Annotated in this window: 15 protein-coding genes; 6 read left to right on the top strand and 9 right to left on the bottom strand. The window is 69.7% G+C overall.

Annotated elements, in window-relative coordinates; genetic code table 11:
- The first annotated feature begins 120 nt into the window (after positions 1–120).
- The 3 genes from YWW_RS0109485 to YWW_RS0109475 all read left to right on the top strand — a co-directional run bounded on the left by YWW_RS0109485 (position 121) and on the right by YWW_RS0109475 (position 1,864).
- Positions 121–996, top strand: coding sequence for a Scr1 family TA system antitoxin-like transcriptional regulator (locus tag YWW_RS0109485; protein WP_155830066.1), 876 nt, complete (start codon positions 121–123; stop codon positions 994–996).
- On the top strand, positions 971–1,222 hold the full coding sequence (locus YWW_RS0109480) for a DUF397 domain-containing protein (RefSeq protein WP_026929936.1): 252 nt from the start codon (positions 971–973) through the stop codon (positions 1,220–1,222). Before YWW_RS0109485 ends, YWW_RS0109480 begins: the two co-directional genes overlap by 26 nt.
- A gap of 414 nt (positions 1,223–1,636) precedes the next feature.
- The gene (locus YWW_RS0109475) at positions 1,637–1,864 is read left to right on the top strand and encodes a hypothetical protein (RefSeq protein WP_155830064.1); all 228 of its coding nucleotides are present in this window, start codon (positions 1,637–1,639) and stop codon (positions 1,862–1,864) included.
- A gap of 109 nt (positions 1,865–1,973) precedes the next feature.
- Here the strand turns inward: YWW_RS0109475 and YWW_RS0109470 are convergent, their stop codons facing one another.
- The 7 genes from YWW_RS0109470 to YWW_RS0109440 all read right to left on the bottom strand — a co-directional run bounded on the left by YWW_RS0109470 (position 1,974) and on the right by YWW_RS0109440 (position 8,556).
- Positions 1,974–2,555: a hypothetical protein gene (locus YWW_RS0109470; protein ID WP_026929934.1), complete on the bottom strand. Its 582-nt coding sequence runs from the start codon at positions 2,553–2,555 to the stop codon at positions 1,974–1,976.
- A 3-nt stretch (positions 2,556–2,558) separates the two neighbouring features.
- Positions 2,559–3,776 (bottom strand): hypothetical protein, encoded by a 1,218-nt coding sequence (locus YWW_RS0109465; RefSeq protein WP_155830062.1) that lies wholly within the window; start codon positions 3,774–3,776, stop codon positions 2,559–2,561.
- A gap of 113 nt (positions 3,777–3,889) precedes the next feature.
- Positions 3,890–4,777 (bottom strand): succinate--CoA ligase subunit alpha, encoded by an 888-nt coding sequence (gene sucD / locus YWW_RS0109460; protein WP_026929932.1) that lies wholly within the window; start codon positions 4,775–4,777, stop codon positions 3,890–3,892.
- Between the two features lie 3 nt (positions 4,778–4,780).
- A complete protein-coding gene (sucC, locus tag YWW_RS0109455; protein WP_026929931.1) occupies positions 4,781–5,959 on the bottom strand; it encodes an ADP-forming succinate--CoA ligase subunit beta in 1,179 nt (392 codons plus the stop codon).
- 587 nt (positions 5,960–6,546) lie between these two features.
- Complete coding sequence (locus YWW_RS29370; protein ID WP_051325592.1) at positions 6,547–7,011, bottom strand: cobalamin-dependent protein; 465 nt, start codon at positions 7,009–7,011, stop codon at positions 6,547–6,549.
- Positions 7,012–7,162: 151 nt separating this feature from the next.
- A complete protein-coding gene (locus YWW_RS0109445) occupies positions 7,163–8,137 on the bottom strand; it encodes a hypothetical protein (RefSeq protein ID WP_026929930.1) in 975 nt (324 codons plus the stop codon).
- 83 nt (positions 8,138–8,220) lie between these two features.
- A complete protein-coding gene (locus tag YWW_RS0109440; protein WP_245595388.1) occupies positions 8,221–8,556 on the bottom strand; it encodes a MarR family winged helix-turn-helix transcriptional regulator in 336 nt (111 codons plus the stop codon).
- A 131-nt stretch (positions 8,557–8,687) separates the two neighbouring features.
- Between YWW_RS0109440 and YWW_RS0109435 the strand changes: the two genes are divergently transcribed.
- The gene (locus tag YWW_RS0109435; protein ID WP_026929928.1) at positions 8,688–10,133 is read left to right on the top strand and encodes an MFS transporter; all 1,446 of its coding nucleotides are present in this window, start codon (positions 8,688–8,690) and stop codon (positions 10,131–10,133) included.
- 44 nt (positions 10,134–10,177) lie between these two features.
- Here YWW_RS0109435 and YWW_RS0109430 read toward each other — a convergent pair whose 3' ends face one another.
- Complete coding sequence (locus YWW_RS0109430) at positions 10,178–10,879, bottom strand: ABC transporter ATP-binding protein (RefSeq protein WP_155830088.1); 702 nt, start codon at positions 10,877–10,879, stop codon at positions 10,178–10,180.
- Between the two features lie 68 nt (positions 10,880–10,947).
- Positions 10,948–11,175, bottom strand: a complete 228-nt coding sequence (locus YWW_RS29365; RefSeq protein ID WP_035698305.1) for a hypothetical protein — start codon at positions 11,173–11,175, stop codon at positions 10,948–10,950.
- Between the two features lie 183 nt (positions 11,176–11,358).
- Here YWW_RS29365 and YWW_RS0109420 point away from each other — a divergent pair, with 183 nt between their 5' ends.
- Positions 11,359–12,621, top strand: a complete 1,263-nt coding sequence (locus YWW_RS0109420) for a sensor histidine kinase (protein ID WP_026929926.1) — start codon at positions 11,359–11,361, stop codon at positions 12,619–12,621.
- A complete protein-coding gene (locus YWW_RS0109415) occupies positions 12,609–13,256 on the top strand; it encodes a response regulator transcription factor (protein WP_026929925.1) in 648 nt (215 codons plus the stop codon). Before YWW_RS0109420 ends, YWW_RS0109415 begins: the two co-directional genes overlap by 13 nt.
- Positions 13,257–13,274 lie beyond the last annotated feature (18 nt).

Genomic DNA, 13,274 nt, shown 5'->3' with positions numbered 1-13,274 from the left:
TTCATAGGGGAGCGGGAGGTGTCAAAATCTTGAGCCAAAAAATTTGGCCAAAATCCTTGGGTCCATTCTCCATAGAGGCGCAGCGGGGGTTTCGCAAGTCGCCGTCACATGCCATCATGTGTGACCACCAGCAGTCCTCCCACCGAATGCGGGGTATCTCTCATGGCGCGACAGTCGCTGTCGGATTGGTATGTCCGGGCCGAACTCATCGACCGCATGGACGCACACGGGGCATCGGATGCGGAAGTCGCCGCACGGCTCGACTATTCGCCCCAGACGATCGCGAACTGGCGCAAGGGCTCGGGACAACCGACGGTGGGCGACGCGCGGGAGTTCTTCGCGCACTACGGCGACGGCGATGAGGAAGCGATGCTGTACATGCAGCAGGTCGTGCGCAACAAGAAGGCCGACCTGCGGGTCTTGGAGGCCGATGCCAGGTTCAACATGCTCATGTTGAGGAAGGGGGACCTGCACTTCCGGCAACTTTTCAAGTGGTGGCCTAACATCCTGCCAGGCATTGTGCAGACACGAGACTTCCACTTCAAGGCACTTCAACCACTCGATGGCACCAGCGATGAAGTCGCCGAACTCAGTTGGGCATCCAAAATGCGGCGTGTTCAGGGAATCCTCAACCGCACCGACACGTTTGAGCTGAACATCGTCATCGGGGAGGCCGCTTTCCTATGGCTGCGCGCAATGGACCCGGATGGGCGTCAAGAACAGCTTGACTTTCTTCGTGAGTGCAGTAACCGACCTGGCTGGGAGATCCGTATCATGCCAGGCCCTGACACGCTCGGTAGTGGGTACGAGATCTTCTTGCCGAGCGGCAGCCCAACCGCCGGGCCAGCCTTCGTTTACACCGAGATCCGTGATCGCAGTTGGTGTCTTGAGGAGCCGAAGCGGGTGAAGTTGTACCATGAATCGATCAAGCCGAACTGGCTTCGTGCGACACCTCTGGAGGAATTTCTCGATGCAGAGCGCGACCGCTTGGCGTAAGAGCACCCGCAGCAGCGGCAACAACGACCCAAACTGCGTCGAGTGCCGCCAGACTTGGCGCAAGAGCACCTACAGCAGCGGCACCAACAATACGAACTGTGTCGAGGCTCGCACCGCAGCCACCGGCTTCCAGGTCCGCGACTCGAAGCTCGGCCACGACTCGCCGGTCTTCGACCTCGCCGCCGATGACTTCACGAGCCTGCTCCGCGCAGCAAGCGCGGCCTGACAGCTCCCACGAACTCCACGGGCCACGACCGCTTGCGGTCGTGGCCGTTTTGCCGTCCTCTGCCCTTCGAAGGGTGCCCCTCTTCTGGGCGCTGGCCCATTCGGCGGCCGGATGATCGGGGAAGCCGTGTCGGCACGCCGTGACCCGTCTCCGGCCGCCGGTGAGGGGCATGCCAGCCGCCCGGTGGTGATGTCGGTCTCAACGAACTCCATCGCGCCATCCCGGGCCGTGCTCGTGATCTGAGGAGACTTTTATGTAATCCGTTGTGTTGCAACGTGTTTCGATGGAATATGCCGCCTCGGCGGGCCACTGCCGAAGCCGGGCGTCTGAAATCGCCGCGAAGAGGATGTCACGGATCGAGCGGCTCGGGTGTCTCGTGGGCAGGAATTCCATCGAATCGAGAGGAACACCTTCATGCGACGCAAAATGATCGCCACGGCCGCCGCCGCGCTGGCCTTCGCGGGCCTCGCCGCCGCCGCGAACGGCCCGGCCGAGGACCCCACCTGGTCCTCCCCGGCTCCCGATCCCATCTGGTCCGCCCCGGCCCCCGACCCCGTCTGGACCAGCGTGGACGGCACGGCCGAGGACCCGATCTGGTCCGCTCCCGCCCCCGACCCTCACTGGGACTCCCTGCCGCAGTGACCGGGATGCGAGTGCGCCACCGTTGACGGAACACCGCAGGGCCGCCCGGTCTCCCGGACGGCCCTGCGCGCTTCCCGTGCGCCGGTGAGCGCTCCGGCCTCCCCCTCCGCTACTCGGAGCGCCTGCCGCGGACGTCGACCCCCGAGCCGTCGTGGAAGCGGATGCGCAGGTACACGGTCCCGCGCGAGCCGCGCTCCACCTGCCCTTCGAAGTCGAACTCCGTCGAGGGCACGTCGATGACGTTCTCCAGCACCACGAACGTGTCCCCGGCCCGCTTCAGCGCCTTCGGGTGCGGCTCCCCCTGCCGCTTGTCGGCGGCGAAGCCGAAGCGCTCGTGCGAGAGCGCCCAGACTCCGCTCCGGTGCGGGCCGGAACCGAGGACCTCGGCGGCCCGGCACCGCCTGCCCTCCCCGAAGGCGACCACCGGCGGCGGCTCGCCCTCGAAGCGCCGGATCTCGTTCCAGTACGGCACGCCGCCGGTCACGATGCCCACCGGGCTCACGAGCTTCAGCGCCGACCATCCCGCGACGGTCAAGGCCCGCCACGCGAACGACGGGTAGCCGCGGATCTCGGACCGGTAGTTCCCGCGCCCGGTCGGCGCGAAGGTCCGCAGCCGCTCGCCGTCCCGGAGCCACTGGCCCGCGATGAGGCTGCGTGCGTCCTCGCGCAGGTCGTAATCGCGGCCGGACACGGCTCAGAACTCGCTCAGCAGCTTGTTCAGCGCGTCGGCGGCCTCGGCGTCGGCGGCCTCGTGGTCGGCGCGGCACTCGCCGATGCGCATGGCCTGGCCCTCGAAGGCCGACACGATCTCGCCGATGGCCTCGTCGAGGCCCTCGCACGTGGACGTGTAATGCCCTTCGAGCCCGAGCATGCCCGGCACGCCCCACGTCATCTCCTCGGCCATGGTCTCGGAGGCCTTGGCGTGGATCGGCTCGGCCTGCCCCCGCATGCCGTCCAGTTCGGACTGCAAGGAGTCCAGCTCGTCCAGGTCGACGTTGATCGCGCCGCCGCCCGCGCCACCGCCACCGCCGCCCGAAGGCCCGGTGACCATGCCGATCAGGTTCGTGGCCGCGTCCCCGACGTTCCCCGTCAGGCTCAGCCCGCCGCCGATGCCCGCCTTGAGGAGCACGCCCTTCCACAGTGTGTAGTCCGCGCCGTCGCGGACGCCGAAGATCTGGCCCGCGCGGGTGTGGAAGGGACCCTTGCGGTTGAGCCCCTGCGTGACGAGCACGTTCATGATCTTGCCGAAGATGCCCGTGGCCGACTCGAACTTCCTCATGACGCGCAGGAACATCGAGGTCGCCTTGTAGAACGCCGCGGTGATGAACGCCGCGACGCTGGCGCCGAACGACCACGGCCCGGTCGCCAGGGCGGCGAGCCCGCGGGTGATCAGCCACGACACCAGCTCGGCGAGGATCGACTCGATGACCGCCTTGATGGCCTCGGCCAGCATCCGGCACCACGAGACGATCCGCTGCACGTTCGAGGCCTCGTTGCCCGCGGCGGCGATCGCCGCCGCCAGTGCGTTGAGCTGCTCGGTGGCGGCGGTGGCGTCCGCGCCCTGCCACTGGGTGGTGTTGCCGCTGACGACCGCGGCGGTGTCGCTGGAGAGGGTGTTGAGGGACTGGGCGACCTCGCCCCAGGCGGTCTCGGCGCGCTCCATGTCGCCGGGGGAGCCGGAGACCGCCTCGATCGCGTCGTTGAACGGTTCGACCAGCTCCAGGACGATGCTGAGCCCGGCCGCCGAGAGCGCGTAGACCGGATCCTTGATCGCCATGAGCGCCTCGCCCGCGAGGCCGAAGATCTCCCCGGGGATCGCGGCGGCGGACGTCAGCCGGTCGTCGCCGGCGATCGTCCCGTAGATGTTCTGAGCCAGACTGGTCCCGGTGGTCACCACAGGGATGTTTGACATGGTTCCTCCGTCGGGTGGGTGTTTCCTGATACGAAGAAACCGATCGTATCTCTATGCCGCGGAACGACAAGGCCGGGCGGCTTCGCCGCCCGGCCTTGTCGTCCTGTGGTCCGCTAGAGACCTTTGACGATCTCGCGCATGAGGTTCGCGGTCTCGCTCGGCGTCTTGCCGACCTTGACCCCGGCGGCCTCGAGGGCGTCCTTCTTCGCCTCGGCGGTCCCGGCCGAACCGGAGATGATGGCGCCCGCGTGGCCCATCGTCTTCCCCGGAGGCGCGGTGAAGCCCGCGATGTAGGCCACGACCGGCTTGGTCACGTGGGCCTTGATGAAGTCCGCGGCGCGCTCCTCGGCGTCGCCGCCGATCTCGCCGATCATGACGATCGCCTTGGTCTCGGGGTCCTCTTCGAAGGCCTTGAGGCAGTCGATGTGGGTCGTCCCGATGACCGGGTCGCCGCCGATGCCGACCGAGGTCGAGAAGCCGATGTCGCGCAGCTCGTACATGAGCTGGTAGGTCAGCGTGCCCGACTTGGAGACCAGGCCGATCGGGCCCGAGCCGGTGATGTCGGCCGGGGTGATCCCGGCGTTCGACTTGTCGGGGCTGGCGATGCCCGGGCAGTTCGGGCCGACGATGCGGGTCCTGCCGCCCTTGGCCTGCGCGTAGTTCCAGAACGCGACCGAGTCGTGCACCGGGATGCCCTCGGTGATGACCACGACCAGGCCGATCTCGGCGTCGATCGCCTCGACCACGGCCGCCTTGGAGAAGGCCGGGGGCACGAACACCACGGAGGTGTCGGCGCCGGTCTGGGCCATGGCCTCCTGCACGGAGGCGAACACCGGCAGGCTCTGCCCGTCGAAGTCGACCTTCTGGCCGGCCTTGCGCGGGTTGACGCCGCCGACGACGTTCGTGCCCGCCTTGAGCATGCGGCGGGTGTGCTTCATGCCCTCGGAGCCGGTCATGCCCTGGACGATGACCTTGCTGTTCTCGGTGAGGAAGATCGCCATTGCCTATGCCTCCTGGTTCGCGAGCTCGGCGGCCTTGTCGGCTGCGGCGTCCATCGTGTCGACCTCGGTGACGAGCGGGTGGTTCGCGTCGGCGAGGATCTTGCGGCCGACCTCGGCGTTGTTGCCGTCGAGGCGGACCACGAGCGGCTTGGTGACGTCCTCGCCGCGGTCGGCGAGCATCTGGAGCGCGCCGATGATGCCGTTGGCGACCTCGTCGCAGGCGGTGATCCCGCCGAAGACGTTGACGAAGACGCTCTTGACCTGGGGGTCGGACAGGACGACCTCGAGGCCGTTGGCCATGACGGCGGCCGAGGCGCCGCCGCCGATGTCGAGGAAGTTGGCGGGCTTGACGCCGCCGTGCTTCTCGCCGGCGTAGGCGACGACGTCGAGGGTCGACATGACCAGGCCGGCGCCGTTGCCGATGATGCCGACGTGGCCGTCGAGCTTGACGTAGTTCAGGTCCGCGTCCTTGGCGCGCTGCTCGAGCGGGTCGACCGAGGACTTGTCCTCGAACTCGGCGTGCTCGGGGTGCCGGAATGCCGCGTTCTCGTCGAGGGTGACCTTCGCGTCGAGCGCGAGCGCCCTGCCCTCGGGGGTGCGGACCAGCGGGTTGACCTCGACCAGGGTGGCGTCCTCGGCGACGAAGGCGTCCCACAGCTTGACGAAGATGTCGACGAGCTGGTCGCGCAGGTCGACCGGGAACCCGGCCTGGTCGGCGATCTGGCCGGCGATCTCCGGCGTGACGCCGACGCCGGCGTCGATCGGGGTCTTGACGACCTTCTCGGGGGCCGTCTTGGCGACCTCCTCGATCTCCATGCCGCCCTCGGTGGACGCGATGCACAGGAAGGTGCGGTTCGCGCGGTCGAGGAGGTAGGAGAAGTAGTACTCGGAGTCGATGTCGGCCGTGACGGTCAGCATGACCTTCTCGACCGTGTGCCCCTTGATGTCCATGCCGAGGATGTTCGTGGCGTGGGTCTCGGCCTCGGCGACGGTGTCGGCGAGTTTGACGCCGCCCGCCTTGCCTCGCCCGCCCACTTTCACCTGCGCTTTGACGACCACCCGGTCACCGAGGCGCTCAGCGAGCTCCACGGCCTCCTGCGGGGTGGTGGCGACACCGCCGTCCAGTACCGGCACACCGTGCCGGGCGAACAGCGCGCGGCCCTGGTATTCGTACAGATCCACTGTAGAGTCCGCTCCACTAGCTAGTCTTCCTTGACCGGGTCGCCTGGCTCGACCGGGCGGTTCCCCGCGCCGCGACTCGGCGGCCGGGCCCCGCGGGCCGGAGCATCTGTCAGGTGCCCGTTAGCGCAGCGTAACGCGCGGGCGGGCGGTGCGGAGGCGTGGCGGTGCACCGGTGTGACGAGATCGAAGATCGCACAGCGTGAAAGTGACGGAGTGAACTCCCCGACAGCACTGCGCCGAGACGAGTCGGCGATGCCGCCGAACTTGCGGGGGATTCGCACTCGGGGGCAGATGAGCGGGGACCGGACGCACCCCTCAGGCGTCCGGTCCCCTTTTAGTCGGGAATCAAGCCCACCCCTCAAAGGCTTGATTCCCTTTAGGCACGATGCCCTATCGCCACCCCTCAATCGACAGGGCATCGGCAGTTTGTGGCATGGCTCTGTGAGCCCTGCTGTACCGATGAGCGGCGGCTCTCGCCTCGCTCTCCGATGCGTCTCGCGCCGCTTTCACTGCGTCCGACACTAATAAAACGAGGCTGTTCGCGGGCGGTTACGGGCCCGTCGAAATATTTTTTCCAGGCGGTGTGATCAGCCCGCGGAGGCGCTGCTCTCCCTTGCGGCGCCGTCGCTTTCGGCGCGGCCGACGTGCTCGGCCACCCATTCGGCGATCACCTGAGTCGAGGCGCCGGGTCCGAAGGTCGCGGCCACCCCGGCTTCGCGCAGCGCCTCGGCGTCCTCGTCGGGAATGATGCCGCCGCCGAACACGACGATGTCGCGCGCATCCGCCTCGTCGAGCAGCCGCAGCACTCGCGGGAACAGCGTCATGTGCGCGCCTGAGAGAATGCTCAATCCGATCGCGTCGGCGTCTTCGGCCAACGCCGTCGCCACGACCTGCTCCGGCGAATTGTGCAGACCGGTGTAGATCACTTCCATGCCCGCGTCGCGCAGCGCGCGAGCGACGACCTTCGCGCCTCGGTCGTGCCCGTCGAGCCCGACCTTCGCCACGACCACCCGGACGGGCGCACCGTTGTTCGACGCGCGCGATGCAGACATAGTGACCTCCTCGTCTGCGGCCGCGGCACCAGTGCCGATCCGGGCTCCGCGGGTGTCGCCGCGGGGGCCGTCGAGCGGCGCCACGGTGTCGCCGTGGCTGCCGCGGCCGTCATACGAGTGAGCTTAGTCGCGACGGGCCGGAGCGCAAAGGCTACCGGCCGTATGGAGGCTGCTGTCCCGGCTGGCCCTGCTGCGGGTAGCCCGGGGGCGGCGGGTAGGAGCCCGGCTGGCCGGGCGCGGTGGGCGGCGGCACGGCCCCGCCGGCGGTGTGGTGGATCGAGGCGGGGGCGCCTTCGAACCAGTTGCGGATCTCGGGGTCCTTGAGGATCAGGAAGATGCCGTAGGCGACCGCGCCGACGACGATGGCGATGAGCAGCCAGCCCGCGGCGAGGAACCAGGCCGGGGTGCTGGAGGTCATGGACCCCAGCATCCACATCAGGCCGATGAGGCCGTGGGCGCCGAAGATGCCGACGGCGTACTGGCGCCACCGCTTGCTCTTGAGGACGCCGCGGGGCAGCGCGAAGGAGATGCCCAGGACGACGGCCGAGGTGACCAGGTAGACCACCGCGTTGACGATGAGCCCGAACTCGCCGGTGAAGAAGCCGAGCAGCGCCCACACGATACCGGCGACACCGGAGATCATGGCGAGCATGCCGACCCGTTGCAGGGCCTTGGGGGCGCCGCCGGGGCCGCTCTGCTGGGCGGGGGGCATGTGGCCCTGCTGCGGCGGGTACTGGCCGCCCGGGGGCGGCTGCTGGCCGTAGGGCTGCTGCCCGTACTGCTGCTGGGCCTGCTGCTGCGGCGGCGGGGTCGGCTGGCCGAGCGGGTTCGACTGGCCGGGAGGCTGGGTGGCCGGCTGGAAGCCGGTCTGCGATCCGCCGGACTGCGGCATGACCGAGGTCTCGGCGAACGGCGAGGGCTGCGGGTTCGAGGGCCCGGTGGGGTTGCCGAGCGGGGAGGGCGGCGGGGGCGGGGGCACCGAGGCGCCGCCGGCCTTGCGCAGCTTCATCGTCGAGTCGAGGCTCTCCTCGCCTTGGGGGGCTTCGGGCTTCGACTGCGCTCCAGGTTTGAGCTTGAAGGTGCCGCCGTCGTCGTCTTCCTGTTGCTGGTTCTCGGGGTGAGCCATAAGCGCTACTCCTGCCGGATCAGGTCGTGACTTCTCTCAGGTCACACAATACCGACTTCGGCAAGCATTGAGGTGAAGCGCTGTCACGCGAGGTGCCGTTCGAGGACCGCCCGGTGGGTGGGCCGGGCGGCCTCCCAGCGTTCGCGGCCCTCGGGCGTGAGCATGAGGAAGTTGGCGCGGCGGTCGAAGTCGCAGGCGGCCCGGCCCACCAGCCCGGACTTCTCCAGGCGCGTGACGGTGCGGGACAGGGCGCTCTGGCTCAGGTACATCTCCGCCTCGAGGTCCTTCATCTTGACCTTGTGCCCGGACTCGACGCGGCAGCGGCCCGCGAGGATCTGGAGCACCTCGAACTCGCTGAGCCCCAGGCCGTGGCGGGACTGGAGCTCGTGCTCCAGCTCGGAGGACGTGTCGTGGTACACGCGAAGTGTCGTAGACCACTTGGTGCATACGTCTTGATCCGATTCAGGGTCCATGACCAGGAGATTACCATGTCAAGACATTTTATGTCCATGCATTTGATGCGTTGACATCCAATGCACGAGCATGTAATTTGACCGTCGTGACACTCACCGAAACCGAACCCACCCGCCTCGGCCACACCCCGGCGCACGCCCCGAGCCGCTGGGGCCCCAAGCTCTGGGCCATCCTCTTCGTCGCCGGACTGGCGATGTTCCTCGACGCCCTCGACGTCTCCATGGTCGGCGTGGCGCTGCCCTCCATCGGCGCCGAACTCGGCCTGGAGACCGCGAGCCTCCAGTGGATCGTCAACGGCTACATCCTCGGCTACGGCGGCCTGCTCCTGCTGGGCGGCAGGGCCGCCGACCTCTTCGGGCGGCGCCGCGTCTTCCTGGCCGCTCTGGTCGTCTTCGGCCTCGCCTCACTGATCGGCGGCATGGTCGACGACGGCGCGCTGCTCATCGCCAGCCGCATCGTCAAGGGCGTCGCCGCCGCCTTCACCGCCCCGGCCGCCCTGTCGATCATCACGACCACCTTCAAGGAAGGCCACGACCGCAACAAGGCGCTGTCGATCTTCACCGTCTTCGGCGCCACCGGCTACGCCTCCGGGCTCATCGTCTCCGGGTTCCTCACCGGCGTCGACTGGCGCCTGACCTTCTACGCGCCCGTCGCGGTCGTCGCCGCCGTCATCGTCGCCGCCTTCCTCGTGGTGCCCCGCGACCGGGAGCGGGAACGCGGCAGCGTCGACTTCGTCGGCGCGGCCCTGCTCACCGGCGGCATGCTCGCCGCGGTCTACACGATCGTCACGGCCCCCGAGACCGGCTTCACCCCGCTCGTGACCGCCACGGCCGCCGCCGCCGTCGTCCTGCTCGGCGCGTTCTTCGTCGCCGAGAACCGGGTCCGCCACCCGCTGGTGCGGCTCAGCATCCTCAAGGTCAAGTCGATCGTGCGGGCCAACCTCGCCGCCCTGGCGATCTTCGGCTCCTACCTCAGCTTCCAGACGATCGTGTCGCTGTACCTCCAGAACACGCTCGAATGGGGCCCGCTGCGGATGGCGCTCGCGCTGGCGCCCGCCGGCGTGATCGTGGCGTTCCTGTCGCCGCTGGCCGGGCGGCTCATCGACCGCTTCGGCACCACCCCGATGATCATCGCGTCGATGACCTCGTTCGTCCTCGGCTACGTGTGGTTCATCCTCCGCGGCGGCAGCCCCGAGCCGGCCTACCTCACCGACTACCTGCCGAGCTTCCTGCTGCTCGGCGTCGGCTTCGCGCTGGGCTTCTCCTCGGTCATGGTCCAGGCCACCGAAGGCATCGACGACGACGAGCAGGGGCTGGCCTCCGGGCTCGTCCAGACCTCCGGCCAGATCGGCGGCGCGATCGTCCTGGCGATCGCCACCGGCCTGATCTCCGGCGGCGCCGCCACCGGCATCGCCCAGTACCGGCCCGGGCTCTACCTCGTCACCACCGTCGCGGTGATCGGCCTCCTGGCCTCGGCCACGGCGCTGCTGAGCCGCCGCCGGGTGCTGCCCGAGACCGCCTGACCGCACCGACACCTTCGACAGGGGCCGCCTTCCACGGGCGGCCCCTACGGCGCGCCCTGGCGGACGAGGCTCCGGGCCAGCTCGGCGGCGGTCGGCCGCGCGAAGTACCGGTCGATCCGGCCGCCTGCCATCACCGCGGTCGCGTGCGCGTGCGCGGCGGCGTTCGGGTCGTGGGTGACCATGACGACCGTCTGGGCGAACTCGTCGACCAGCTCACGCAGCAGGCCGAGGACCTCGTCGGCGGCCTCGGGCCCGAGCGCGCCGGTCGGCTCGTCGGCGAAGACGACCTCAGGCCGCCCCGCCAGCGCGCGGGCGATCGCGGCGCGCTGCTGCTCCCCGGCCGACAGGTCCCCGGGCCGCAGGCGCAGCATCCGGCCCAGGCCGGCCCGCTTCACCAGCTCGCCGAGCCACCGCCGGTCGGCCGAGGCGCCCGACAGGCGCAGCGGCAGCGTGATGTTCTCCTCCACCGTCAGTGACGGCAGCAGGTTGTAGGACTGGAAGACGAAGCCGATCCGGTCGCGGCGCAGCATCGTCCGCTTCGTCTCGTTCAGCGGCCCGATCGCGGTCCCGCCGATGTAGACCTCGCCGCCGGTTGGCGAGTCGAGACCGGCCGCGCAGTGCAGCAGCGTCGACTTGCCCGAACCGGACGGACCCATGACGGCCAGGAACGAGCCGCGCGGCACCTGGAGTGAGACGCGGTCCAGCGCGGTGACCGCGCCGTCGTAGGTCTTCGTGACCTCCCGCATGAGCAGCGCGGCGGGCCTGGTGGGGTCCTCGCGGAGCGCGGTCTTGGGCTGTTGCAGCGTCGGCATCGTCACTTCCTCCGCTGGAAGTAGCGGATCAGCAGCGTGACGCCGCAGAAGAGCGCCACCAGGCCGAACGGGGCCCCCAGCAGGTCGAGCCCGACCAGGGACAGGGCGCCGTTGAGGGCCAGGGCGAGGACCAGGACGATCCACAGCAGCATGTCGGTGCCGTTCGAGGCGGGCCGCGTCTCGGGGTCGGCGCTCGGCGGCGGTTCACCGAGGCGGTATCGGTCGGTCATCGTGACCCCTTCCGAAGGTCGTTGCGGACATGACTCGACCGTATGGCGGAATGCCTTGCCGCCCAATGCCGTTACCTGGTGAAACGGAGGTGGGGCCAGCGGTAGGGCCACCGGTACAGTTCGCTGTACCGACGGACCGGCAGGCCCCCGGGTAGCGTTTGGATCGGACGGAGGGGGAGTCCGATGAGCAGGCTGAACGCTGTCGTGAGCGACGACAGGCGGGTGCCGCGCGAGGCACTGCGCAGCACCGGCTACGCCGTCTACGGCGCCGCCATCGGCATCCTCGCGCTCTACACCCTCCCGCTGCTGCTGATCACGGCCGTGCTGACCCTCGTGCGCGTCGGCCGCCCGATGGCGCTGCCGATGCTGCGCTGGGTGCGGCGCCTGGCCGACCTCGAACGGAGCCGCCTGCGGCGGCTCGGTCACGAGATCGAATCGCCCTACCACGGGCCCGACGTCGAAGCCGAGCCCTCGCTGCGGGGAGCCCTGGCCGATCCGGAGACGCGCCGGGACCTGTCGTGGCTGTTCATGCACGCCACCTGGGGTCTGATCGTCGGCATCGTCGCCATCCAGCTGCCGTTCACGGCCGTCCGCGACATCACCTACCCGATCTGGTGGACCACCATCAGCCCGGACCAGCAGGAGATCCTCAACGGCACCGTCGAGGCCGCGACGTGGAGCGCCGCGATGATCGGGCCCATCGCGGGCGTCGCCGTGTTCGCGCTGTGGCTCATCGGCGCCCCGAAGCTGTGCGAGCTCCAGGCCCGGCCGGGCGTCAACCTCCTCGGGCCCGACCCGGACGCCGACCTCTCCGAGCGGGTCGCCAGGCTCACCGCCACGCGCGCCGCCGCGCTCGACGCGCACGCCGTGGAGCTGCGCCGCATCGAGCGGGCCCTGCACGACGGCGCCCAGAACCGCATCGTCGGCGTCGCCGTCCTCGTCGGCGCCGCCCGCCGCGAGGTGGAGCGCAACCCCGAGCGCGCCGACGAGATCCTCGCCCGCGCCCAGGACACCGTCGAGGACGCCCTGGCCGAGCTGCGCGCCGTCGTCCGCTCGATCCTGCCGCCCGTGCTGGAGAACCGCGGCCTCGAAGGGGCGCTGAGCGCCCTCGCCTCGGACTGCTCGGTGCCGTGCAAGGTCACCGTCGACGTTCCGGACCGCTGCCCGGCCAGTGTCGAGGCGACCGCCTACTTCGTCGTGGCAGAGTCGTTGACGAACGTCGCCAAGCACAGCCGGGCGAGCCGCGCCGAAGTCGAGGTGCGCCTGCGCGGCGGCCGCCTCCATGTGAGCGTCACCGACGACGGCCGCGGCGGCGCCGACGCCGCGAACGGCTCGGGGCTGGCCGGGATCGGCCGCCGCGTCGAGGCCCACGACGGCGACGTGACCGTGACCAGCCCGGCCGGCGGGCCGACAGAGATCAGAGTGGAGCTGCCATGCGGATCGTGATCGCCGAGGACGACACCCTCCTGCGCGAGGGCCTGGGCCTGGTGCTGCGCGGGGAGGGCTTCGACGTCGTCGCCTCCACCGGCGGCCCCGAGGCGTTCCTGGCCGCCGTCGAGGAGCACCGGCCCGACGTGGCCGTCGTCGACGTCCGGATGCCGCCGACCCACACCGACGAGGGCATCAAGGCCGCGGTCGAGGCGCGCCGCGCCCACCCCGAGCTCGCCGTCCTCGTCCTGTCGGCCTATGTGGAGGAGAGCTTCGCGACCGACCTGCTCGCCGAAGGCGCCAAAGGCGTCGGCTACCTGCTCAAGGAGCGCGTCGGCCGTGTCGACGCCTTCGTCGAGGCGCTCCAGCGCGTCGCGGCGGGAGGCACCGCCATCGACCCCGAGGTCGTCGCGCAGCTGTTCGCGCAGCGCCGCAGCGACGACCCGCTCGAGCGGCTCACCCCGCGAGAGAAAGAGGTCCTGTCGGTCATGGCCGAGGGCCTGGGCAACGCCGCGATCGCGCAGCGGCTGTTCATCACCGAGAACGCCGTCCACAAGCACATCCGCAACATCTTCTTCAAGCTCGACCTCGCCCCCGACGACCACACCGACCGCCGCGTCGCCGCGGTCCTGCGCTACCTCGAGAGCGCCTGAGCGCTGATACGCGGAGCC

The organism is Glycomyces tenuis DSM 44171 (assembly GCF_000427885.1).
In the GTDB taxonomy this organism is placed as follows: domain Bacteria; phylum Actinomycetota; class Actinomycetes; order Mycobacteriales; family Micromonosporaceae; genus Glycomyces; species Glycomyces tenuis.
Note: the sequence above shows the minus strand (reverse complement) of the source record. Positions and strands in the feature narration are given on the sequence as shown.